This is a genomic window from Wolbachia endosymbiont (group B) of Hofmannophila pseudospretella (assembly GCF_964028515.1).
Classification (GTDB): Bacteria; Pseudomonadota; Alphaproteobacteria; order Rickettsiales; family Anaplasmataceae; genus Wolbachia.
Window position 1 is genome coordinate 1,299,635 of record NZ_OZ034788.1, and the last position, 23,234, is coordinate 1,322,868.

Annotated in this window: 19 protein-coding genes and 1 pseudogene; 14 read left to right on the top strand and 6 right to left on the bottom strand. The window is 35.0% G+C overall.

All coding sequences use genetic code 11. The annotated features are described in order from the left end of the window. Positions 1-170 precede the first annotated feature (170 nt). On the bottom strand, positions 171-3,257 hold the full coding sequence (locus ABWU24_RS06305; protein ID WP_341815939.1) for a phosphoribosylformylglycinamidine synthase subunit PurL: 3,087 nt from the start codon (positions 3,255-3,257) through the stop codon (positions 171-173). Between the two features lie 108 nt (positions 3,258-3,365). Between ABWU24_RS06305 and ABWU24_RS06310 the strand changes: the two genes are divergently transcribed. The 3 genes from ABWU24_RS06310 (at position 3,366) to fumC (ending at position 9,476) form a co-directional block, all read left to right on the top strand. Then, positions 3,366-6,275: a PD-(D/E)XK nuclease family protein gene (locus ABWU24_RS06310; RefSeq protein WP_341815940.1), complete on the top strand. Its 2,910-nt coding sequence runs from the start codon at positions 3,366-3,368 to the stop codon at positions 6,273-6,275. Between the two features lie 214 nt (positions 6,276-6,489). Beyond that, positions 6,490-7,902 carry an ankyrin repeat domain-containing protein gene (locus ABWU24_RS06315; protein ID WP_341815941.1) on the top strand — a complete coding sequence of 471 codons (1,413 nt, stop codon included), beginning with the start codon at positions 6,490-6,492 and terminating at the stop codon, positions 7,900-7,902. Between the two features lie 185 nt (positions 7,903-8,087). Next, positions 8,088-9,476, top strand: coding sequence for a class II fumarate hydratase (gene fumC, locus ABWU24_RS06320; protein ID WP_341815942.1), 1,389 nt, complete (start codon positions 8,088-8,090; stop codon positions 9,474-9,476). A 25-nt stretch (positions 9,477-9,501) separates the two neighbouring features. Here the strand turns inward: fumC and ABWU24_RS06325 are convergent, their stop codons facing one another. From ABWU24_RS06325 to ABWU24_RS06340, 4 genes are all read right to left on the bottom strand, one after another. After that, entirely contained in the window at positions 9,502-10,893 is a 1,392-nt protein-coding gene (locus ABWU24_RS06325; protein ID WP_353274614.1) for a hypothetical protein, read from the bottom strand. Between the two features lie 292 nt (positions 10,894-11,185). Continuing rightward, a complete protein-coding gene (locus ABWU24_RS06330; RefSeq protein WP_353274615.1) occupies positions 11,186-11,896 on the bottom strand; it encodes a hypothetical protein in 711 nt (236 codons plus the stop codon). Between the two features lie 39 nt (positions 11,897-11,935). After that, positions 11,936-12,728, bottom strand: a protein-coding gene (locus ABWU24_RS06335; protein ID WP_341815401.1) for an IS5 family transposase whose coding sequence is annotated in 2 segments (ribosomal slippage) — positions 11,936-12,463 and positions 12,465-12,728 — 792 coding nt in all. Because the reading frame shifts where the segments join, the coding sequence is not laid out codon by codon here. A 30-nt stretch (positions 12,729-12,758) separates the two neighbouring features. Continuing rightward, positions 12,759-13,133 (bottom strand): hypothetical protein, encoded by a 375-nt coding sequence (locus ABWU24_RS06340; protein ID WP_353274617.1) that lies wholly within the window; start codon positions 13,131-13,133, stop codon positions 12,759-12,761. 125 nt (positions 13,134-13,258) lie between these two features. Here ABWU24_RS06340 and ABWU24_RS06345 point away from each other — a divergent pair. The 7 genes and pseudogenes from ABWU24_RS06345 (at position 13,259) to cgtA (ending at position 19,120) form a co-directional block, all read left to right on the top strand. Further along, a pseudogene (locus tag ABWU24_RS06345) lies at positions 13,259-13,900 on the top strand (HAD family hydrolase). After that, positions 13,900-14,373, top strand: a complete 474-nt coding sequence (locus ABWU24_RS06350; protein ID WP_015588446.1) for an RDD family protein — start codon at positions 13,900-13,902, stop codon at positions 14,371-14,373. Before ABWU24_RS06345 ends, ABWU24_RS06350 begins: the two are co-directional and overlap by 1 nt. Positions 14,374-14,426: 53 nt before the next feature. Further along, a complete protein-coding gene (gene bfr, locus ABWU24_RS06355) occupies positions 14,427-14,903 on the top strand; it encodes a bacterioferritin (RefSeq protein WP_015588447.1) in 477 nt (158 codons plus the stop codon). 1 nt (position 14,904) lies between these two features. Then, the gene (locus ABWU24_RS06360; protein ID WP_015588448.1) at positions 14,905-15,516 is read left to right on the top strand and encodes an SURF1 family protein; all 612 of its coding nucleotides are present in this window, start codon (positions 14,905-14,907) and stop codon (positions 15,514-15,516) included. Positions 15,517-15,525: 9 nt separating this feature from the next. Continuing rightward, the gene (locus ABWU24_RS06365; protein WP_041581384.1) at positions 15,526-16,524 is read left to right on the top strand and encodes a glutamate ligase domain-containing protein; all 999 of its coding nucleotides are present in this window, start codon (positions 15,526-15,528) and stop codon (positions 16,522-16,524) included. A gap of 320 nt (positions 16,525-16,844) precedes the next feature. Next, on the top strand, positions 16,845-18,119 hold the full coding sequence (gene eno / locus ABWU24_RS06375; protein ID WP_041581386.1) for a phosphopyruvate hydratase: 1,275 nt from the start codon (positions 16,845-16,847) through the stop codon (positions 18,117-18,119). Further along, positions 18,107-19,120 carry an Obg family GTPase CgtA gene (gene cgtA, locus ABWU24_RS06380; protein ID WP_015588452.1) on the top strand — a complete coding sequence of 338 codons (1,014 nt, stop codon included), beginning with the start codon at positions 18,107-18,109 and terminating at the stop codon, positions 19,118-19,120. The genes eno and cgtA overlap by 13 nt, the downstream gene beginning before the upstream one ends. Before the next feature lie 255 nt (positions 19,121-19,375). Here cgtA and ABWU24_RS06385 read toward each other — a convergent pair. Continuing rightward, a protein-coding gene (locus ABWU24_RS06385) for an IS630 family transposase (RefSeq protein WP_353274215.1) occupies positions 19,376-20,381 on the bottom strand; the annotation gives its coding sequence in 2 pieces (ribosomal slippage) (positions 19,376-19,870 and positions 19,872-20,381; 1,005 coding nt in all). Here ABWU24_RS06385 and ABWU24_RS06390 point away from each other — a divergent pair. The 4 genes from ABWU24_RS06390 to ABWU24_RS06405 all read left to right on the top strand — a co-directional run bounded on the left by ABWU24_RS06390 (position 20,375) and on the right by ABWU24_RS06405 (position 23,201). Beyond that, positions 20,375-20,617 (top strand): hypothetical protein, encoded by a 243-nt coding sequence (locus ABWU24_RS06390; protein WP_353274619.1) that lies wholly within the window; start codon positions 20,375-20,377, stop codon positions 20,615-20,617. The genes ABWU24_RS06385 and ABWU24_RS06390 overlap by 7 nt on opposite strands. A 47-nt stretch (positions 20,618-20,664) precedes the next feature. Then, positions 20,665-21,457, top strand: a protein-coding gene (locus tag ABWU24_RS06395; protein WP_341815401.1) for an IS5 family transposase whose coding sequence is annotated in 2 segments (ribosomal slippage) — positions 20,665-20,928 and positions 20,930-21,457 — 792 coding nt in all. Because the reading frame shifts where the segments join, the coding sequence is not laid out codon by codon here. Between the two features lie 10 nt (positions 21,458-21,467). Further along, positions 21,468-21,692, top strand: coding sequence for an ankyrin repeat domain-containing protein (locus tag ABWU24_RS06400; RefSeq protein WP_353274786.1), 225 nt, complete (start codon positions 21,468-21,470; stop codon positions 21,690-21,692). 503 nt (positions 21,693-22,195) lie between these two features. After that, a protein-coding gene (locus tag ABWU24_RS06405) for an IS630 family transposase (RefSeq protein ID WP_353274215.1) occupies positions 22,196-23,201 on the top strand; the annotation gives its coding sequence in 2 pieces (ribosomal slippage) (positions 22,196-22,705 and positions 22,707-23,201; 1,005 coding nt in all). The last annotated feature ends 33 nt before the right edge of the window (positions 23,202-23,234 follow it).

Sequence of the window (23,234 nt, forward strand, 5' to 3'; positions counted from 1 at the left end):
AGCTCCCACAAATAAGGTAGCACATATCATTAATTTATTTGAAGTGTTAAGTAAAGAAAGACTGATAAGCAAGAGTATTGATAAAATGGACATAATCACCTACCCAAATTTAATAACATGCATTTATTTTAATCAGACATTACACATAATGAAAAATTTGTCTAGCATAATCAAAAGTTATTTAAACTAGCACCTAAGTCTTTCAAATCTATTCTTATAATATCCTTTATATTGAGAGCTTTCTCCTCTGTCACTTTTCCAATACATGAAAAAACTATACCTTTAAACAATTCTTCAAACTTCCGCTGATTTTGCGGGGCAATGGTTACTAATATTCTACTTTGCGATTCAGAAAACATTATTATCTTGTTTATTATGTCTGTATTTTGTGTTTTTCCTATTGGTACTAGTGAAAGATCAATTTCAGCACCAAGGTCTCCTGCAATTAGCGATTTTGCCAGAGCAATAATTAAGCCGCCTAAGTTTGGTGCAATTGCAGAGACAATTATACCATCTTTTATTGCCTGGTTGTAACGTTCATACAACTTCCTAGCGCTCTTTGCATCAACTTTTGGCACGTTGTTATTATCTATTCCACTATATAACTGATATTCAGATCTACCAAGCTCATCGTGGGTTGTACCAAGCACATATATCAAGTCCCCTGGCATTTTCACATCAAGCGATACCGCATTTTCAATATTGTCTATAACTCCAATTGCTGAAATGAGTAATGAAGGTGGCGCAGATATCGTTACTTCCTTGCCATTTTCATCATACCCTTTGAAGTCGTTAAACATACTATCTTTTCCAGATATGAATGGCGTTTTAAATGCAGTTGCAAAGTCGTAACAAGCCTCTGCAGCTCTCTTTAGTTGCCACAACCTTTCTGGATTATAAGCATCGCACCAGCAAAAATTGTCGAGCAACGCTAGATGATTTATATTTCCTCCTGCAGCTACGTAGTTGCGTATTGCAGTGTCAATTGCACATGCTGCCATGTGATAAGTGTCAATTTCTCCATAACTTGAGCCAAATCCCTGCGATTTTACAACACCTTTGTTTGAAGAAAGGACTGGCCTCGAGACAACAGCTTCACTGCACACTCTTCCCTTGCCTTGCAGTGGTTTCAGTATTGACGATCCTTGAACCTCATGGTCATATTGCACCACTATAAACTCTTTGCTGCGTATGTTTGGTCTGCTTAGCATTTCTTTTAGTGCAAAGGTGTCATTCCAGTGCTTGACACTGGAATCTATCTCAAGCTCAACTCTGCCATCGCACGTATTTTGACATAAAGTTTTAGATTTATTTGCAGACAAAGCCTGCTGGATTTCAGTGTCAAGCACTGGGATGACAGGAGAGAATTCTGGAATGATAGCGTATGGGTTAGATTTTCCAGACCATGGCTTTGTTTGTAAATGCACTTTGGGATTACCGTCATGCAGAAATTCAGTTTCGATGTCCATTATTACTGCCCCTGGGGGACATTTAACAACGGCTTTGCCACTTTTGTTGAATTTTCCAATTACACAGACCTCCACATCATGTGTTTTCATGATTTGCTTAAACGCAGGAAGATTTTCTTCTGGCACTGCTAAGGTCATTCTCTCTTGTGATTCTGATATCCATATTTCCCACGGAGCCATACCCTCGTTTTTAAGGAGAACCTTGCTCAAATCAACTTCAAATCCGTCTTTTCCCATTTCACCAATGGACGATGATAGACCGCCTGCTCCATTATCCGTTATTGCATTATAAAGACCAAGATCTCTTGCTTCTACGACGGCGTTGGATAATTTTTTTTGTGTTATAGGGTCACCAATTTGCACAATTGTTGAAGGGCTGTTTCCCGACAATGCCTCTGAAGAAAAAGTTGCACCGTGAATTCCGTCCCTTCCAACTCTTCCACCAATAATTACGATTTTATCACCGTTTTTGGGTTCTTTTATGTGTGAAGGTGCATTATTTATATTCCGTGGAATAATTCCGATGCTTCCAACAAAAACTAATGGCTTTCCACAGAATCTATCGTCAAAGTATACTGATCCAAGTTGCGTTGGAATACCGGAGCAATTACCAGCAACATTAACACCGTGAATCACTTCTTTCATTATATATTTTGGTGGTAAGATTTTATCAGTACGCTCTTTATCTCTATAAAGTTTGCCTTTTGATTCTTTGGCAAAGCAAAAGTAATAAGTATTCATGATAGGTTCTGCACCTTTGCCAAAACCGACTATATCTCGGTTAACTCCAAGCACTCCAGTCATTGCTCCACCGAACGGATCGAGAGCTGAAGGACTATTGTGAGTTTCAACTTTATCTACAATCAAGTAATCATCATCAAAAATTATTCCTCCTGCGTTGTCGGAGAAAACTGACACGCATATGTTAGAATTTATCTCACGCGTTGCACGCTTAATATAATGAGCATATAGACCGTCTTTTATTTCATCAATAGGGGAGCAAAAAATATTGTGTTTACAATGTTCAGACCAAGTCTGTGCCAGAGACTCAAGTTCAATATCATATGGATTTCTACCGAGTTTTTTAAAGTAATCCTTTATAGCTTTCATTGCTGCCAGCGAGAGCCCTAAAGTGCCATTACCATCGATTCCATCTCTGCTGATTTTTTCAAGCTCTTGGTCACTTACATTGAGTTTGACAGATTTTGCTCCATTATTACCTGGTGTCATCCCAGTGCTTGACACTGGGATCCATTCTTTTTTTTCCTGGTCACGCGCTGTAATGACACCAGGTGGGGTATTTGGTTTACTGTAATACTTCCAATGGCAATTGCCGTTTTCTTTATAGACAAGTGTGCAATATTCAGTAATAGAATTGAATTCCTGTTTTATGTCATCTTCGGTTGGAAAACCTCCTTGACTTAGAATCAATTTTGAACTTCTTGCCTTGATAGAAACACTTTCATCAATGTGGCCTTTGCTCATTAGATATTCTCTAACAATTTGTTTTGCCGTGTTGCCTACGTTATCGGTCATGCCAGGTAAAAAGCTTATCTCCAAGCCCCACTTTGCTTGTGATTCTATGAAGTTATATTGAACTTCTTCAAGGTTTTCATTGTAGGAATAATAACGGCAGTCTTGTATGACTTTATTATAAAATAGCTCACAAATTTCTTCATGTAATTTTGATGGTAATTCTTTGCTTATGTAAATCAAGTAAACATTAACTACCCTTCTGCGGCCAACTTGTTCACATTTATTAAAAACTTCTATTCTGATGTTTGCCATGTAATATTGTGAAAGACTTTAATATATCATAGCATAAGAAACTGCGAGCACATTTATATTTTAAATAATTTCTATACAATAAAAGTGTTGTATTAATTGTTACTGTTAGTGGGAAGAGTTTTTACTGTTAATGTGAATGAGTCCCTTTTTGATGTGCTGGTTCAGCACATATTTTCTGAATATGAAAGAGAAAAAATTCCCGAGATAAAGATCATACTTCCCTGCAAGAGGGATGTGATAGCATTGCTGAGTGCATTCAAGAATTACAGAACTATAATTTTGCCAGAGATAGTTTCACTAGAAAACATTGATGAAGAAGATTTAATATTAAATCTTGATAGAGTTAAAGTTATTAACCCGACAAAGAGAACGCTGCTACTCATTCAATTTATATTGGAGTGGAATAAAAAACACAATGATAATTTTCCAATCGATCTAGTTTACAGTTTGCCGTCATTACTTCAATATACCCAAATAGCGGATTGTTATCAGCTTGATGAGCATTCGAAGAAAATGGAGAATTTCATAAACTTACTTATCAAAACTTGGAATAACACTTTAAAAAATTTAGGATTAGTAGATATACTAAAGCATAAGAGTGACTACATAAACAATATGATAGCCTCCCTGCAGAAAGATCAGCATATGATCTTTATTGGAATTGGGAAGGAGGAGATTTATAAGTTGTTGATTAAAGCTGTATACGACCTGCCATTTGGAAAGATAATTTTACCTAATCTGAATTTGAAAATTAAAGAGAAAGATTGGCAATCACTTGATAAAAAACATTATCAATATTGCCTAAAAGATCTGCTCGATTATTTAAGTATAGGCAGAGAGGATGTAAGTTTTCTGCCAGAAGCGTGTTCTCCAGTGCCCAGACACTCGGATCCAGAAAACTTAACTTTAAATGAGTGCACCAGGTGGCTGTACAATAGAAACTGGATTCCAGTGTCAAGCACTGGAATGACATCATCTACTACTCAAATTACCTGCAAATTACAATGTTCGTACACTAAAAATCAGAGGTCTGGGATGACAGGCAGTCCTGAACTAGATTATGTCTTTGATACAACTGCCGATCTAAGTAAAGTTAGTAATGGATATATTGGCAATATTGAAGTCATCACTTGTGATTCCAGAGAGGAAGAAGCACAGGTGACGTCACTAATTATAGAGAATGAAGGTTATGAAAACGTTTCTTTGTTTGTTTTTGATAAATTACTTGCAGTTCGTATGGTGTGCCCCATATCGGAAAACTGTTCTTATGTGACGCTTCTGCTTTATAGTATTGAGATTTTGAACTCAAAATGGAACGGTGTGGCATTGCTTTCTCTTCTTAAACATAGACTAGTGACTTTTGGTTACGCTCAAGAAGAGTACACTCGTATTTTATCTGAGTTTGAGATAGAAGTATTGCGTAGCTTTGATATAAATGGTCTTAAGGATATTATCAACGCTATTAGTACTTGTAAAAAGCTAAGATATAAAGAAGATATATTAATTATTATCAGTAGATTAGAAACTATATTTAATCTTTTACTTAATCTTACAAATTATCCTATTTCTGATATAGCAGCAGCTCATTTACAGTGTGTTAATGTGCTTTCTAATGTGAATTTTCTAGAGCTAAATGGTGAAATAGGTAATTTTACTCGTGATTTCTTAAATGCATGTGACGGTATAGCAATTGAGTGTTCCTTAGAGTTATATAGTCAAATCCTGATATTATTTTTAAAAAGGAAGTTTTTTTCTCCAGAAAATAACTTTGATAAATTTAGCTTATATCAAAATAAAGTTGTAATACTTGCTGGATTTAATGATATACCAAATTTTCAGAATCCGTTTTTGAGTGCACTGAATAGAGAAAAATTTAACCTTCCTTCTGTGCAAGAAGAGCAAGGGTACTTTTTGTATACTTTGCGCAATTTATTTGGTGCCGGCAAGGTTTATATTACGAGGCTAGTGAGTGATAGAAAATCAATTCTATTGCGCCGTTTGGAAGTTCTGTTACAAGAACCAAAATATCCTTATCGCAATTGGCTAAGAATATTAAATACACCTGAGTGCATTGTTCCATGTGCTCAGCCTATGCCAAAACCTAAAACTGAAGTGAGGCAAGCAAAAATGCAAGTGATATCTTGCAGTGCAATAGAAAAGCTAATTCGTAATCCTTATTCGTTTTACGTTGAATATATACTGGGCCTTAAACAATTAAGAGACTTGAATTTTAAGCCATCGATATTGGAATTTGGCACTATGGTACATAACATTCTTGCAAGATATTTACGCAACAAAAAGTTACCAATGAGTATTGCACGAGAAGTGTTCTCAACTAGTCAGTTTAATTTTTCAAATATGTGGTGGGTAAGGTTGCAGAGGATAATTCAATCTTTTGTTGAGTTTGATAGGACTAGAAACAATCAAGTTGAGTTGGAGAAGAGCTTTTCCTATCCGATATTTCATATTCCAGCGCGTGACACACAACTGTGCGGATGCTGTACAACTTCCACTAAGAATAAGGGTGTCATCCCAGTGCTTGACTACTTGGATCCAGAAAATTTGATTGCAAATGAACACACCAGACAATTGTGTAATAAGAGCTGGTCAGATACTCGAATGACAGAAGAAATTTTATTGACAGCAAGATGTGATAGAGTTGAGTATCTACCAGGTGGGCAAGTAGCAATTATAGACTATAAACTTGGTTCACCACCTTCCAATGAGGAAGTTATGTCAGGATTTTTCCCGCAATTAATTTTACAAGCTTTAGCCGTGGAATACACAACAAAAAAAGAAGTCTCGGAGCTTGCTTATTGGAAACTTGATTATGATAAAATAAAGGTTATTGCTTTGAAAGATTATAGACAAAAAATGCATGAATTTCGGAATATTCTACCAGATTTCTTATCTAATTATTTAAGAGATACTACTCCCTTCATTGCCTCTCCTTATTTTGATAAATTCCTGAGATTTAACAGCTACAAACAACTAGAAAGGATAGGGGAGTGGTTATAAATTATATCTCCTCTCATCCAGATCAAAATAGCTGGTTGTACAGCTGGTTTACTAAGTGCAGTAGGAGAATTACTAGATTGTTATATAGATTCATCTTTGCTAGATTCAAACAACCATAAAAAAACACTAAAAAGTGATTCAATCAATTTTAGCCATTAAAACTTGAATAGTGGCTAAAATAGCTTTAAACTGTATATTTATTTAGGAGGGGTATATGCTATCACAAAAACAGCTAAATGCGCAGCTAATTGATGCTGCTGAAGAAGGTGAGCTAGGTTTTGTTCAGCAAGCCATACAGGATGGAGCAATGATTAATACAATAGATGATGATTATGGGAGAACTGCTTTAATATGGGCTTCCAGAAATGGTCAATTAGAGATAGTACAATACTTGATAGAAGAGGGAGCAAATATTAATGCAGAATCTCCGGGAAACATAACTGCTCTAATTCATGCTGCTAACCATGGTCATCTTGAGGTAGTACAACTTCTAATAGCAAATGGAGCTAATTTAAATGTGAAACGTAAAGGTCAATTCTCTGCCCTAACATATGCTATTGTAAATGGCCATACGGAGATAGCAAAGCTTCTAACTAGATATCATTTAATAGCTAATCTTGATATGTCAATACCTCGCTTGCCTCATCCTACTCAGATACCAGAATTATCATCTTATTGGTATGACTGTAAGGATGAGCTCAATAAAATGAAGGAAGAAGATAGTGAATTATATAATTTTCTTGTAAGTAAGAGAATTAATGAACAGGTAAGAATTTGGACAGAGAGTGAGACAATACAAAATATTTCACAAGATAGATTAAATATAGAATACTCAATCTGTGCTAAAGATTTAACAGGTAAAATAGAATTAGTGATATTTTTTCTTAACAACAGGGAAATAATCAATTCTTTATCGCGGTATTATAAGGTAAGAATTCAAACAATTGATCAGGTAAAAAGGCTATTTGATCGTTTCACAAGAGAACATGTAGAGCTTGAAGTAGAAATTGTTCCAGCACAATTAAACTTTAATACTCAAGAGTTACAACCCCCTAAACTAAAAACATTATCATTTGCACAAATGATTAACAATCATGCAGGATTATTTTCAGCTGCCGAAAATGGTCAATTAGAAACAGTAAGATACCTGATAGAAAAACAGAAAGAAGATATTAATTCAACAGATCACTATGGAAGAACTGCTCTAATGTGGGCTGCTGGAAGTGGCTATTTAGAGGTAGTAAAGTACCTGATAGAAACAGCAAAAGCAAATGTTAATGTGAAAGATGGCTATGAAAACACTGCTCTGAATTATGCTACTAGAAACAGGCATTTAGATGTAAAAGAATATCTGAAAAGTCATATACAAAAAGAGCTACGGAAGAAATACGTCTGCATTGGTGTGAGTGGTACAATAGGTTATGTTGCAGGTATGACAATATCATGTTCTGCGGGAGCAGCGATTGCAATTTGTGCAGCATCAGCTACCATTAGTCTAGCGTTAGGTGCAATTTTTGGTTATACAATTGTAGAAGTAAAAAAAGAGAAAGCAAACACAGGTATAGTTTCTGCACTTAAAGATGTTTTCACTATTCAAGCTCTAAGTAGAATACCTTATAGAGAGTGAAAGTAGGTTTATTGCTTAAGGTTTCATGATTGCCTTAATAACAATAAAAAAATAATAGAAGCAAAAGATATGGCTTGAAAGTTTTCTAAGGTCTTCACTAAAAATGTCTCAGCTTGACACTAAAATACAATTTGATTTAATTAATTCATATATGTAGGTAACGTCAAGCACTAGAAGGAGGAAATATGGATAAAAAAATTAGGATAGAATCAGATAGCTTAGGAGAAGTAAAAGTACTAAGTGAAAGTTACTGGGGAGCTCAGACTCAGCGTTCTTTGGAAAATTTCAAAATTGGTACAGAGAAAATGCCAGAGCCCCTGATTAAAGCGCTAGCAATAGTAAAACTTGCAGCAGCACGTGTTAACATGAAACAGGGTAGCATAGATAATAGAGTAGGGGATGCAATCTGCACAGCGGCACAGGAGGTAATAGACGGTAAATTTAATAATCAATTTCCGCTTGTTGTTTGGCAAACCGGTTCTGGAACGCAGACCAATATGAATGTGAATGAAGTGATCAGCAATCGTGCAATAGAAATTTTGGGCGGTGATTTAGGTAGTAAGTCTCCAGTGCATCCAAATGATCATGTAAACTGTGGTCAGTCATCAAATGACACTTTTCCAACAGCAATGCATATAGCAGTAGCAGAACAAATAGACCGCTTGCTTATTCCCAATCTTGAAGAATTATATAAAGCGCTAAATAATAAGGTTCATGAATTTAAAGATATAATAAAAGTAGGGCGTACTCATCTGCAAGATGCAACTCCTCTAACACTTGGGCAGGAATTTTCTGGCTATGCAGTTCAGATTAAAAAGGGAATAGAGAGAGTAAAGTCAACTCTAAGCAATGTATATGAACTTGCACAAGGTGGCACCGCGGTTGGCACGGGAATCAATACTAAAAAGGATTTTGCTGAAGATTTTGCTAAAGAAGTGGCAAAAATCACTAATTTTCCATTTATTTCAGCAAAAAATAAGTTTGAAGCACTAGCAGCAAATGATGCTTTAGTTGAGCTCAGTGGAGCACTCAATACAGTAGCAGTAAGCTTGATGAAAATTGCAAATGATATAAGGCTACTTGGTTCTGGTCCAAGATGCGGAATTGGAGAAATAATGTTACCAGAAAATGAGCCTGGCTCTTCAATCATGCCGGGTAAGGTGAATCCAACTCAATGCGAAGCAGTGACTATGGTATGTGCTCAAGTTATGGGAAATCATGTTGCCGTGACAATTGGTGGCTCAAATGGTCACTTTGAATTGAACGTGTTTAAGCCGGTGATAATTTACAATGTTTTGCAGTCTATAAGACTTTTAGCTGATGCAAGTTTAAATTTTGCAGAGAAATGTGTAGTTGATATTAAAGCAAACGAAGAAAGAATAAAGGATTTACTAAATCAGTCGTTAATGCTAGTTACTATATTAAATACGCATATAGGATATGACAATGCAGCAAAAATAGCGAAGCTTGCTTATAAAGAAAATATCACTCTAAAAGAAGCAGCAGCAAAACTTCAACTGCTCACTGAGGAGGAGTTTGAAAGGATAGTGAAACCAGAGGAGATGGTAGGTTAAACTACCACCTTTTTTTTGTCCCTAGTTAATTGTGGTAATATGTATGGAATTTTGCTGGTTGCTCTACATATACCTCTTCTAAATCACTTAGAGCGTGGTCATTGCGATTAAAGCCATATCTTTTAACCATCTCATCTAGCGTAACAGAGCTTAGAGAGAAACTGAACTCTGGCAATGGATTCACATTTGAGGATTGCAGACTAGTTAATGGCTCTCCGACATTTATTTGAGAGTATAGGAAAGTTAGCTCACCTTCCAGGCTAGTATGTTCTTCTGGTACTGCACTATCATTAACTATTGAATCTTCTGGTACTATATTGCAGAATTGATTATGGAATTCAGCAAAACCCTCAAATGGAGGTACTGATATGCACTGGCGCTTTGCTGGTGGCTCCACTGTAGATATTTCGTCTATTCCATTATCAAACTCACGTTCAGCAACTATTTGTTCTAATGTAGCAAAACTTGGAAGAAAATTTTCTAAACTTGGCTCTGAAAATTCATTCAGATCATCTCTCTTTCTTTTGTGTACTAACGGTTCATTTTCATAAGAAAAGTCTGATCTACTATCAAATGTATGTTCAACAACTGTTTCCTCGAATGCAGGAGTTATAGGAGATAAATTTAACTCTGGCAAATCATCCACAATTGAGGATTGCAGACTAGTTACTCCATTTATCAAAGAGTTATAATACTCTGGGGATAATTGCTCACCTTCTAGGCTATCTGATATATTCTCATTCGACGTTAAACTACTACTAACTGTTGAATTTTCTGTTACAGTATTGCGGAATTGATTATCGAATTCAGCAAAACCCGGAAATGGAATTACTGTTTGGCTACATGATTGATCCTCTTTGTCAGAAGAAAGTTCTAGTCTAGTATCAAATGTATGTTCAACAACTGTTTCCTCGAACGCAGGAGATATAGGAGAGAAATTTGCTGCTGGCAAATCATCTCTGTTTTGTACTAACGGTTCATTGGAGTTTTCAGTACTTAAGTTGCTTGAATTCTCTTTATTGCTTAAGTAAAAATTCTTTAGGACAAGCTCAGCTTTGACAGTTGATTTTGTCTCTAAATTTACTTTATAATCTTCCTTTTGCTGAGTGTTCAGTTGATTAAATAGGGTTTTAAATAAAGTAGAGTGGAGATCAATACAATCGAGTGTATTGAAAGCAAACTCTTTATCCTTTTGGAGTAACTCCTTAAAGATAGAAGGTGCATCTTCATTCTTTAGAGCATTTAGTATGCCGGACATAGCTAAAGAGCCTTTAGGCTTTGCTTTAACATGCTCTATATATTGATTTTTATGGTTAGTGCTAAGATTATTGAATATCTTTTTAAATTTATTTACTTGTCTATAAGAAGCTAACTTGTCTAAATTTTTCACCATTTCGTCGCTTATACTACCATGCATTTCTTTACCACCATCAAAGTTAATATATTAATATTATATGAACTTTGATGACAAAATCAATATAAAATATTTAAAAATTAATTATTTTTATTATAAAAACAGTAATTCTATTAATTGTTTTCCTGATTTGTGTCTGTTTTGCTTTCTATAGCTAACCCAAATTAGGTTTACCGGAACAAATTTTATAAATAATTTAAGTTAGTGCGTGAAGCTGGAATCCAGATTTTTAGCTATGGTCAAGCCATAGGATGACAAATTGGATCCCCAGACTATGCAAGAAATCTAAGGCGAATTATCTTCCGCGACCTGTGTTTGTTTTTTCTACTTCAGGAGTATTGACAGGCGTTACCGATGGATCATCAAGCTTTGTTGCTTGCTTTAAACCTTCACTTATACTTTGATCTTGACTTAAAATTTTGTCGAAGTTTTTACTTTGTTGATTACCATTCATCACGCTAATTTCTAAGCCAGGGCCTTTATAATTGAAAGACTCGTCGGGTTGGACATTATGTTCCTTACCATCAATATTTAAGTTAATCACATTAGTAACATTCGGAAAAGTTGTATCTTGCTCAGAACTATTGTATGTAATCTTAATATTGAGAGCTTTATCTTGATAATTAAATGCTTTTCCTGGTTCTAAATTGAACTCTTTTCCATTTATATTTATGAAAGAGCTTTGACTCATACTATGTTGCTGAATTCCGTTATTTGATATACTTTTTTGAGCAGCTTCTTTTGTATCACGAGCATTTTCCACATTCTTTTCATCCCCACCAAAAAGTTTTTCTAATATTTTTTTCAAAAAGCGCCCCAATAGACTAAGCAAGCCTTCTTCTTTCTGATTTTCTTGCGGTTGTGGTGTATCATCTTGCTTAAGCTCTTTACTACTCTTTGAGTTTTGCACTCCCATGCCTTTCTGCTTAGAAATCTGATTAATTTCCCGTAATGGTTTATCATTGTTATCTGGTTGCTTAAGCTCTTCACTACTCTTTGTAGTCATTGAAGCTTGAACTCCTATGTCTTTTTGTTTAGAGCCTGTTCATAATCTTTTCAGAAGCAAAGCAGCGAAAGCAAGAACGACCATTTGCAGGCTAGTGTTGAGTTTCCGCTCGCAATTTTTCCACAATCGCCTACATTTTTGCAACCAAGCAAAAGATCTCTCAACAACCCATCTTTTCGGCAATACGACAAAGGTGTGTAATTCGTTTCGCTTTATTACTTCAACGGTAGCGCCAATAGTTGCTTTTATTTGTGTTGCAAAATTTTCTCCTGTGTAGCCAGCATCAACTAGTATATTTTTAACTTCAGATAGGTTTTCTTTAGCATTTTTAACCATTCTCACAGCGCTACTACGATCAGTTATTTCTGCCGTTGTTATATAAATTGCGTGGGGTAAACCTTGTGTATCTACCGCAATATGGCGTTTTATTCCTGAAACCTTTTTGCCTGCATCATAGCCTTTTTCTTCAGCAGTATCTGCATTTTTTACGCTTTGTGCATCAATTATGCAGAAGCTGGTTTTTTCTTTCCGACCATTGTTTTGTCGGACCACGCCAACTATTTTTTTTTAATACCAGCTCCAGAACACTTTCTTTATTTGCATCTGCTTTTTCACTCCACTTCTTAAAATAGTCGTAACAATTCCGCCATTTTGGAAACTCTTTTGGTAACATTCTCCACTGGCAGCCACTTTTTAAGACGTATAACACTCCACAAAATACATGATATAAATCAAGTGTTCTTGGCTTTGTCCTCTTCCTGCAAGACTCCAGATCTGCTACAATAATCTCAAACTTTTCTCGACTTATATCACTTGGATATAAACTTCGCATATCCTACTTTATATACTTTATCCTCTCATTCTATCCCTTTTTTGAGATCACGTACAGGCTCTTAGAAATTTGCTTAGTTTCCTGCAATGATTTATCATTGCTGTCTGGTCTACTACTTTTATTTATACCAAATTCCTTTCTTAATTCTTGTGTTGACCTTGTGAGTTTACGTATTTCCTCATTTTCTTGCCTTTGTCGTCTTTGAAGCTCTTTATTTAATTCAGCAACATTTTTCATTCTGCCCTCAAGCTCATTATCTTTTATAGCCTTAAGAGCTTTCGTTCCTTTTGCTATACGATCAACCTTCTCTTCCAGTGAACTACCTTCTGGAAAAGCACCTGGAGAACGTTTAAAAACGTCTTTGAATTTCTTTTCAACACTTGGTGTGTCTTTAAACTGTGACATACCTACTACCTGAAAGCATATAATATACCCAGTGTATTAGGTTATTATGTAAAAATGATTAACATAGAAGCTTTATCATCAAAATATTATTTACTTATTGGTTTAAAATACGTCACAATATAAAAATGAAAAATAGCCGATTAGCGGTAGTATTCGATTGGGATAATACCTTAGTTGATACTCAAGATAATATTTCTAATGCCATTCAGCATACCTTAAATTCAATGGGGTGTAGCAACAAAGTTGCTGATAGAAACTCTCATGAATCAAGAAAGAGCTACATGGTCAATTTGTTTGGCGATAAGTGGAAAAAAGCGAACCAGATATATCAAAAATACCTAGATAATGCACTGTTACAAAATATTACTCTGAATGAAGGAGTAGAGAGAATGCTGCAGACACTGAAAAGCCACAATATTTACCTAGCGATAGTTAGCAATAAGAAAAATACTAATTTACGTCAAGAAGTTGCCTATTTTAAACTAGATTCTTACTTTGAAAGAATAGTTGGCTCATGTGATACTGCAGAAGATAAGCCATCTGCAACTCCACTGCTGTTTGCATTGGAGGAGAGTACGCTACCTGTAAATAGAGAAAATGTGTTTTTTGTTGGTGATAGCATCACAGACATTCTATGTGCACAAAATGCCAATTGCTTACCTATTATGTACGGCTAATCAATAAGCGGTTATGAAGATTTGTTATATTTTCAACATTTTAATAAACTTACAGAATTCATAGTAAAGTATTTGAAAGATAGGTGGTAATGACAGAGATCGCTAGTGTAGAAAGGCGCTTTTGCGCATATTTAATAGATATGGCAATTTTATTAATACCAGCCTTACTAATTGTGTTGTCATTAGGGGATTTTCCATTAATTTTACACCTGTCATACATGTGTATAAATTGTGGTTACTTTACATATTTTATATCTTCAACAGCTCAAGCAACTCCTGGTCAACAATTAATGAATATATATACTATCACTTTAGATAGTTCTAAAATAGGTTTGAGCTTAGCATTTGATCGCACTATCTCTCAGTTTTTCCTTCCTATGCTAAATAATTCAATTATCACCTTTATCAAACTTTTTCAAACATCAGTAAATGCTTTAAGTACACTAGAAGTGATTATAGTGATGCTTACCTTCAGTTGGTATTTAGTTGCTTGCTTTTCTCAGAAGAAACAGACATTTCATGATGTGCTATTTGGTACGGTTGTTGTGAGAAAAATGAATTGATGTTGCCTTGAATGTTATGTAGATTACATTGGTATATTAGCTAAAGAAAGGTTATGAATAAAGAAATAGTAGAACATTTGAATAAATTGCTGACTCATGAATTAACTTCCGTACGTCAGTATCTTTTGCATTCTGCGATTCTCAAAGATAAAAAGATCAATAGGTTTGCAGAAAAGATGAGAAACGAGCTTAATGAAGAGCTTGGACATGCAAATAGGTTAGCAGAAAGAATTTTACTGCTTGAGGGTGTACCAAATTTTCAAGATACAAATCAAATCTCAAAGTATGACGGAAAGTTCACAAAAGATACAATACAGAAAATCTTAGAAGATAATTTAAAGTTAGAAGAAGAAGGCATAAAGGGCATCAGAGAGGCAATTTTTGTTGCTGAAAAAGAAAAGGATGTGATTAGTGTAATGTTATTAGAAGAACTACTGCAAAACGAGGAAGAGCACTTACATTGGATTAAAGGACAAATTAATCTCATTGAGCTTATGGGTATTGAAAATTACTTAAGAACACAAATATAGAGTGTTAAGAAAAACAGTATTTGTTTTCATCATACCTTTTCTACTTCTTTTTTCACTAGGGTTATGGCAGTTATTTAGATTAAATTGGAAGAGTAATATTATCAAAAATATGGATCTTCCAGTTATTCATCTGCTGCCTAGTGATAATCTTTCAAAGTTTAACTACAGAAACGTTAAAATCGACGGAATTTTAAGTGATATAGAACTATATGTTTTCGCAGGTCAACGTGGCTATCATGTGCTGTCTCCTATGTTGCTTACCACTGGACATTACATATTAGTGAATAAAGGAATAGTTAGAGAAAAAAAAGAAGAAAAAGCAAAAATTGAAAAAGTAGCTTTGAGTGGAGTTTTATATTGTGATGGTAGCAAAAATTGGTTTATCAAAAATGATATTGCTTCAAATACGTGGTTTACCTTAAGTACAGAAGAAATCTCCAATGATCTAGGTATTAAGCTAGAAAAATGTATATTGTGGCAAGACAATTTTGGTGGAAAATTGACTATACAGCCAATTAAGCATTGGGAATATGCAATTACTTGGTTTGCACTTTCCTTTATTTGGCTAATTATGTGTATATTTTACTATAGGCAAAATAGATATAAGTTGTAGAGAGGTAGCATGGAAAAAGAAAAGCTACAAATAGAAAACATGCAACAAAGTGGAAGTAAATACTTATTACAAGAATTAATTGTATGTCAGTATTGTAAATACACTTATTATGGAATGAGTCATACTAAAGAAGGAAAAAGTTACTATTGTTGTTCCGGAATCCGTTTTGATGAATGTAACAGCAAATCAATATGCGCGGATATACTAGAAGAGGTAATATGGGAAGAAGTTAAGATGGTCAGAGAGCATATAACGAAGGAAAAGTGTGATTTATCAGAGGTAGATTGGGAGACTAAATTTAATATAATTAGAAAGTTAGTTCAGCGTATTGAAATTGATGATGATAATGTACATATGGTGTTTCGATTAAAAGAACTCGCTCTCGAAAGACAAAAAGAAGATATTCAACCTTGTACCAGAATTATAAAGAATGTAGTGCTATCAAATGCAATAGGAATGCATAAAGTTAGCAACGCCCTGGCTGCAATATCAGTTGCAGTGAAACTTGGAATTAGTGATGAAGAGATTAAAAAAGGTCTTTTGGAATTTAAAGGAGTAGCAAGGAGATTTTCTTTAATTGCCGATATTAAAGGTGTTAAGTTAATTGAGGATTATGCTCACCACCCAAATGAAATACAGGCAACCCTGGCAGCAGCACGTTTGACCACTAAAGGAAAGGTAACAGGAATTATCGAGCCGCTTCGTTTTGCTCGTATTCGTAATTTTTTTGATGAGTTCGTACGAATTTTCATGATGTTTGATTATGTAATTCTCACTCCTGTCCATCCTCCAGAAGATAAGCCTATTCCTGGCTGTGGAATTGATGATATACAAAAAGCCTTGATCAGTAATGGGTTTAGTAACGTAGAGATTATGAATGATGCTCTACTCATTTCACATTTTATTAGTGATTCGACAAATTCAGGGGATGTAGTATTATTTATTGGTGCTGGTAGTAATATAGCTAAACTAGCAAAAGAAACTGCAGAGCTGCTGCTAGTAAAATAAACTTAAGCATTGGTGATTTATATGATAAAATTGTGTAGTAAAACTGGATCCCAGTGTCTAGGCAAACAACTGTACAGACATTGCGATATGGGGATAGCTTCCATTAAGAATGGTGTCATCCCAGTGCCCAGACACTGGGATCCAGAAAACTTAACTTTAAATAAGTGGCTGTATAATAAAAACTGGATTCCAGTGTCAAGCACTGACCATCCGCTACTCAAATTACCTGTATATTGCAATGTTCATACACTGAAATGTTACAGCGCTGGGGTGACATTTCCCGAACGTGCACACAATTGTGAATCTAGTAGAGGTTTAGTATGATGAAAAAGACAATTAGCAGTGTATTTGCAAGAGAAATTTTAGATAGCAGGGGTTACCCAACAATTGAGGTAGAAATAGAACTATGTGATGGAGCAACAGGTAGAGCCGCTGTCCCTTCTGGGGCTTCGACCGGTAAACTAGAAGCATTGGAGCTGAGAGATCAAGATGAAAAAAGGTATTGTGGTAAAGGAGTGCTGAAAGCTGTTCAATCTGTGAGTGAAGTGATAGCAAATAAAATCATTGGCATGGATGCAGCAAACCAGAGTGTAATTGATAAAGTTTTAATTGAACTAGATGGAACAAAAAATAAATCTAAACTTGGAGCAAATGCAACTTTGGGTGTGTCTCTTGCTGTTGCAAAAGCAGCAGCAAACAGCTTTAAAATGCCGTTATATAAGTATTTGGGAGTAGGGGAAGAGCAGATGCCAGTTCCACTCATTAACGTAATGAATGGTGGAGTACATGCGGATAATAAACTCGATTTTCAAGAATTTATGATTCTTCCGGTTGGTGCTGAAACTTTCAGTGAAGCAATCAGAATATCTGCAGAGGTATTTCATAACTTGCGCAGCATTCTTAAGAAAAAAGGTTATAGCACAAACGTAGGAGATGAAGGTGGTTTTGCACCAAACATTGGAAGCACTGAAGAAGCTCTTAATTTGATAATTCAGGCTGTTGAATCTGCCGGTTATTCGATGAAAAATCACTTTGCACTGGGTCTTGATGTTGCTGCATCTACTTTTTATGAAGATGGACTTTATAAATTTGAAAATAGAGAACTCACTTCAGAGGAATTGGTTCAGTATTATTTTGACCTTGTAGGCAAATATCCAATAATTTCTATAGAAGATGCAATGAATGAAGACGACTATGAAGGTTGGAAATTACTTACTGTAAAACTTGGGAATAAAGTTCAATTGGTTGGAGATGATTTATTTGTTACAAATTGTGAACTAATAAGTAAAGGAATAGAGGAGAAAATGGCAAATGCTGTACTAATCAAGCCAAACCAGATAGGAACACTTACGGAAACTTTTGCTGCTATTGAAATGGCAAAATTAAATGGCTACAGGGCTATTATTTCTCACCGCTCAGGTGAAACAGAAGATACAACGATATCCCACATATCAGTTGCGTCGAATTGTGGGCAAATAAAGACTGGCTCGCTGTCGCGTTCTGATAGGCTTGCAAAGTATAATGAATTGATGAGAATAGAAAGTTCATTAGGAGAAAATGCTAAATATTATCGCGGGTTAGAATGGATTTCATAGACGAAGTTAAATTATATTTAAAAGCAGGTGATGGTGGCGATGGCTGCGCTAGTTTTCGTCGAGAAAAATTCGTTGAATTTGGTGGCCCAAACGGTGGTAATGGGGGCAGGGGAGGAGACATAATTTTCATCAGTGATGCAAATCTCAACACTTTGCTTAATTTTCGTTGTCGAAGACATATTAAAGCGAGTAGTGGAAAAAGTGGTACGAGTAGAGATAAATCTGGCACAGCAGGAAAAGATATTATACTTAAAGTTCCAGTTGGTACACAAATAATCGATGAAGAAAGTGAGGAAATAATAGTAGATCTTGATAAACCTGACATGGAATTTCAAGTAGTGAAAGGTGGAAAAGGTGGGCTTGGAAATACTAACTTTAAATCTGCTACTAATAGGGCACCAAGACATTTTACTCATGGTCAGCCTGGCGAAGAAAGAAATATAATATTGAAGCTAAAAGTTTTATCTGATGTTGGCATTATTGGTATGCCAAATGCAGGTAAATCTAAATTTTTAACCCGCTGCTCAAATTCTGATACGAAAGTAGGCGATTATGAATTTACTACTATAAGACCACATTTAGGTGTAGCAAAAGTGGATTATAGCGAAATTGTGATAGCAGATATTCCTGGAATAATCGCTGATGCTCATCTTGGAGTTGGGCTCGGACACAAATTTTTAAGGCACATAGAAAGGTGCAAAATTTTACTGCATTTAATTGATGTAACTCACGATGATATTATTTCAGCTTATAATTGTACACATAATGAACTGAAGCTTTACAATAGCGACCTTATCAAGAAGGAAGAAACTGTCGTGTTAAACAAATGCGACTTATTGGAGGAAGCAGAAATTCTTGAGAAGAAGAATCATTTAGCCAATTATCTTGATAGAGAAGTACTGTGTTTATCAATCGACGATGATTTACAGCCCATTCTGAGGTTGTTAAATGAAAAAGTGAAAACTAAGGAAATTAATGTATATGATCCTTTTAAGACATAGATTCAGTATACAGATGGCTAATTTAATAATTGCAGTTTAAAATTATATTAATACCTATAGCATAGTAGTCATTACATAGAATGTTTTCGTCCTCATATCTTGCTTTAATACTATAATTAGTATTTATTCTTAAAAATCGGAGAACATTATGAGTAATTTGTCGGCATTAGAAAAAATACTATGGACGATTAATGATGATAGCAAGGTAGATTCATCTAACATAATTGAAAAACTTCAAAGTAATACCAAAATCCATTACTGACCGAACAAATAAGAAACATTACAAACTCGTTTAATAGTAGTACTGGAAATATTGACAATAAAATTACACAAAACATCTTCAAGTAAACCTATGGTATCGTAGATACTATTGCGTAAAGTATTGTATTTGATATATTGCCACAACCTTTCAACAGGATTCAGTTCCGGTGAATAAGGAGGCAAGTATATGATGGTAATGTTTTCCTGAATTTTCAAACTTTTTGATCTATGCCAACTTGCACAATCCATTACAAGAAAGGCTTCTTTCGTGCCTAAATCTTTCGACATCTGCTCCAGAAATATATTCATACAATCAGTGTTTACATATGGAGCAAGTAGGCTAATTTTCTTACCACTTCTTGGATTTACCGCACTGTAGATATAGAAATTTTGTCTACCAATTTTCATTTTAACCTGTGTTCTGACCCCTTTTTTAAACCATCCGTGTCCGATTTTTGAATGAGTTCCAAATCGTGATTCATCAAAAAAATACCTCCTTTTCAGGGTGGGAATTGACTATTTTATTGAAGTATTTTTTAAACTCTTCTTGCTTGTTTTTATCTTGTTTATGGTGAATTGGCCTCGGTGTTATGTAAGAAAACTTCATCCTTTGTATCTCACGGTGCACTGTTGATTTGCTAATGTTTAGGCCAAATTCCTCTGAGATTTTTATTTGCACTTCCTTAATAGTAATATTTGGATTTCTTTCTACCCATATTTCAATTTGCTCACGTTGATTTTTGTTTAATTTGCTTTTTCTTCGCCGCTGAGACGGGGAAAATAATCTTTCTACTCTACCAAATTTTAGATGCTTTATCCATTCAGTCAAAGCAGTCCTTGAAATTTTACATATTCTTGCCACAGCGCTTATACTACTTTCTTTTCCTGCTATCACCGCTTGTAACTTTTTTGAAACATATGCGTTATTTCTGACCTTTTTTAACATTTCTTTCGCCAAATTTACAACTTTTTCGTCTAATAGTTTTGACCTTAATGCCATTTATACCTCTCTATTTTATCTACTTTAGTATCACTTCTTTCCCATTATTGTCTATCTGTTCTTTATATAGTGGGAATTGGTATAAGCTGCAGCAACATGACATTGATATGTACAATCAATGGAAAGAAGATGGGTTTGATATAAATGCTAATTCATTTGATGGAAGTAACTTACTATGTTTAGCATCTGAAAGTGGCTGTGTAAAAGTAGTAGAGTTTCTTAGAGCCTGTACGTGATCTCAAAAAAGGGATAGAATGAGAGGATAAAGTATATAAAGTAGGATATGCGAAGTTTATATCCAAGTGATATAAGTCGAGAAAAGTTTGAGATTATTGTAGCAGATCTGGAGTCTTGCAGGAAGAGGACAAAGCCAAGAACACTTGATTTATATCATGTATTTTGTGGAGTGTTATACGTCTTAAAAAGTGGCTGCCAGTGGAGAATGTTACCAAAAGAGTTTCCAAAATGGCGGAATTGTTACGACTATTTTAAGAAGTGGAGTGAAAAAGCAGATGCAAATAAAGAAAGTGTTCTGGAGCTGGTATTAAAAAAAAATAGTTGGCGTGGTCCGACAAAACAATGGTCGGAAAGAAAAAACCAGCTTCTGCATAATTGATGCACAAAGCGTAAAAAATGCAGATACTGCTGAAGAAAAAGGCTATGATGCAGGCAAAAAGGTTTCAGGAATAAAACGCCATATTGCGGTAGATACACAAGGTTTACCCCACGCAATTTATATAACAACGGCAGAAATAACTGATCGTAGTAGCGCTGTGAGAATGGTTAAAAATGCTAAAGAAAACCTATCTGAAGTTAAAAATATACTAGTTGATGCTGGCTACACAGGAGAAAATTTTGCAACACAAATAAAAGCAACTATTGGCGCTACCGTTGAAGTAATAAAGCGAAACGAATTACACACCTTTGTCGTATTGCCGAAAAGATGGGTTGTTGAGAGATCTTTTGCTTGGTTGCAAAAATGTAGGCGATTGTGGAAAAATTGCGAGCGGAAACTCAACACTAGCCTGCAAATGGTCGTTCTTGCTTTCGCTGCTTTGCTTCTGAAAAGATTATGAACAGGCTCTTATAGAGAAGGATGCAAATGTTAATATACAAGATAATGAAGGAAAGATTCCTTTGGATTATGCTATTTCTAGTGGAAGGGAAGACGTAATAAAGGTTTGTACAGAAAAGATTCTTTTGCATGATGATGTTAATGAAGGGGTGTTGCAGATATCATCAGAGCAAGAAGCAGAAATTGGCTCACAAGATCAATATGAAACTCCTCTTTCATATCCGCTTTTTTTCTAACAAGTAGAAAGTTAGAAAGTGCACTGAATTGATTTAATTATGATAAGAAAAACTAATTTGTAGTCTAGTTACGCAGGCAATTTTCCACAGTTGTCTGCATTTTTTGTTCCACAACTTATCTTTTTTTCGGCTTGTGCCATTTCTCACACTGTCTCTTGCTTTCTTGAACTCAGAAATTCAATAGCTACAAAAGCATTTGAGTAGTTTTTTGTTAAGAATTAGGCATAGAATCCCCCATATTTATTAATAAAGAACAGAAAAAATGTAACGCACATACGACAGAGATTAAGCATATGTGTGCACCCATTTGCGCTGAAGAAGATACGCTACATTCTTTACTGAGTTTGATTATTTGATAAAAAAGTCTGCAGACGAAGATAGATTTTGAGCTCTAAAAATACCTCTACTTTGATTATACTAATACCAATTCCCACTATATAAAGAACAGATAGACAATAATGGGAAAGAAGTGATACTAAAGTAGATAAAATAGAGAGGTATAAATGGCATTAAGGTCAAAACTATTAGACGAAAAAGTTGTAAATTTGGCGAAAGAAATGTTAAAAAAGGTCAGAAATAACGCATATGTTTCAAAAAAGTTACAAGCGGTGATAGCAGGAAAAGAAAGTAGTATAAGCGCTGTGGCAAGAATATGTAAAATTTCAAGGACTGCTTTGACTGAATGGATAAAGCATCTAAAATTTGGTAGAGTAGAAAGATTATTTTCCCCGTCTCAGCGGCGAAGAAAAAGCAAATTAAACAAAAATCAACGTGAGCAAATTGAAATATGGGTAGAAAGAAATCCAAATATTACTATTAAGGAAGTGCAAATAAAAATCTCAGAGGAATTTGGCCTAAACATTAGCAAATCAACAGTGCACCGTGAGATACAAAGGATGAAGTTTTCTTACATAACACCGAGGCCAATTCACCATAAACAAGATAAAAACAAGCAAGAAGAGTTTAAAAAATACTTCAATAAAATAGTCAATTCCCACCCTGAAAAGGAGGTATTTTTTTGATGAATCACGATTTGGAACTCATTCAAAAATCGGACACGGATGGTTTAAAAAAGGGGTCAGAACACAGGTTAAAATGAAAATTGGTAGACAAAATTTCTATATCTACAGTGCGGTAAATCCAAGAAGTGGTAAGAAAATTAGCCTACTTGCTCCATATGTAAACACTGATTGTATGAATATATTTCTGGAGCAGATGTCGAAAGATTTAGGCACGAAAGAAGCCTTTCTTGTAATGGATTGTGCAAGTTGGCATAGATCAAAAAGTTTGAAAATTCAGGAAAACATTACCATCATATACTTGCCTCCTTATTCACCGGAACTGAATCCTGTTGAAAGGTTGTGGCAATATATCAAATACAATACTTTACGCAATAGTATCTACGATACCATAGGTTTACTTGAAGATGTTTTGTGTAATTTTATTGTCAATATTTCCAGTACTACTATTAAACGAGTTTGTAATGTTTCTTATTTGTTCGGTCAGTAATGGATTTTGGTATAAGATTAGATAAATAGGCGA

Bases quoted from the DNA above. Each gene is read 5' to 3' on its own strand.
- ABWU24_RS06305 (WP_341815939.1), bottom strand. From the start codon at position 3,257: ATGGCAAACATCAGAATAGAAGTTTTTAATAAATGTGAACAAGTTGGC.
- ABWU24_RS06315 (WP_341815941.1), top strand. From the start codon at position 6,490: ATGCTATCACAAAAACAGCTAAATGCGCAGCTAATTGATGCTGCTGAA.
- fumC (WP_341815942.1), top strand. From the start codon at position 8,088: ATGGATAAAAAAATTAGGATAGAATCAGATAGCTTAGGAGAAGTAAAA.
- ABWU24_RS06325 (WP_353274614.1), bottom strand. From the start codon at position 10,893: ATGCATGGTAGTATAAGCGACGAAATGGTGAAAAATTTAGACAAGTTA.
- ABWU24_RS06330 (WP_353274615.1), bottom strand. From the start codon at position 11,896: ATGACTACAAAGAGTAGTGAAGAGCTTAAGCAACCAGATAACAATGAT.
- ABWU24_RS06340 (WP_353274617.1), bottom strand. From the start codon at position 13,133: ATGTCACAGTTTAAAGACACACCAAGTGTTGAAAAGAAATTCAAAGAC.
- ABWU24_RS06350 (WP_015588446.1), top strand. From the start codon at position 13,900: ATGACAGAGATCGCTAGTGTAGAAAGGCGCTTTTGCGCATATTTAATA.
- bfr (WP_015588447.1), top strand. From the start codon at position 14,427: ATGAATAAAGAAATAGTAGAACATTTGAATAAATTGCTGACTCATGAA.
- ABWU24_RS06365 (WP_041581384.1), top strand. From the start codon at position 15,526: ATGGAAAAAGAAAAGCTACAAATAGAAAACATGCAACAAAGTGGAAGT.
- eno (WP_041581386.1), top strand. From the start codon at position 16,845: ATGATGAAAAAGACAATTAGCAGTGTATTTGCAAGAGAAATTTTAGAT.
- cgtA (WP_015588452.1), top strand. From the start codon at position 18,107: ATGGATTTCATAGACGAAGTTAAATTATATTTAAAAGCAGGTGATGGT.
- ABWU24_RS06390 (WP_353274619.1), top strand. From the start codon at position 20,375: ATGCCATTTATACCTCTCTATTTTATCTACTTTAGTATCACTTCTTTC.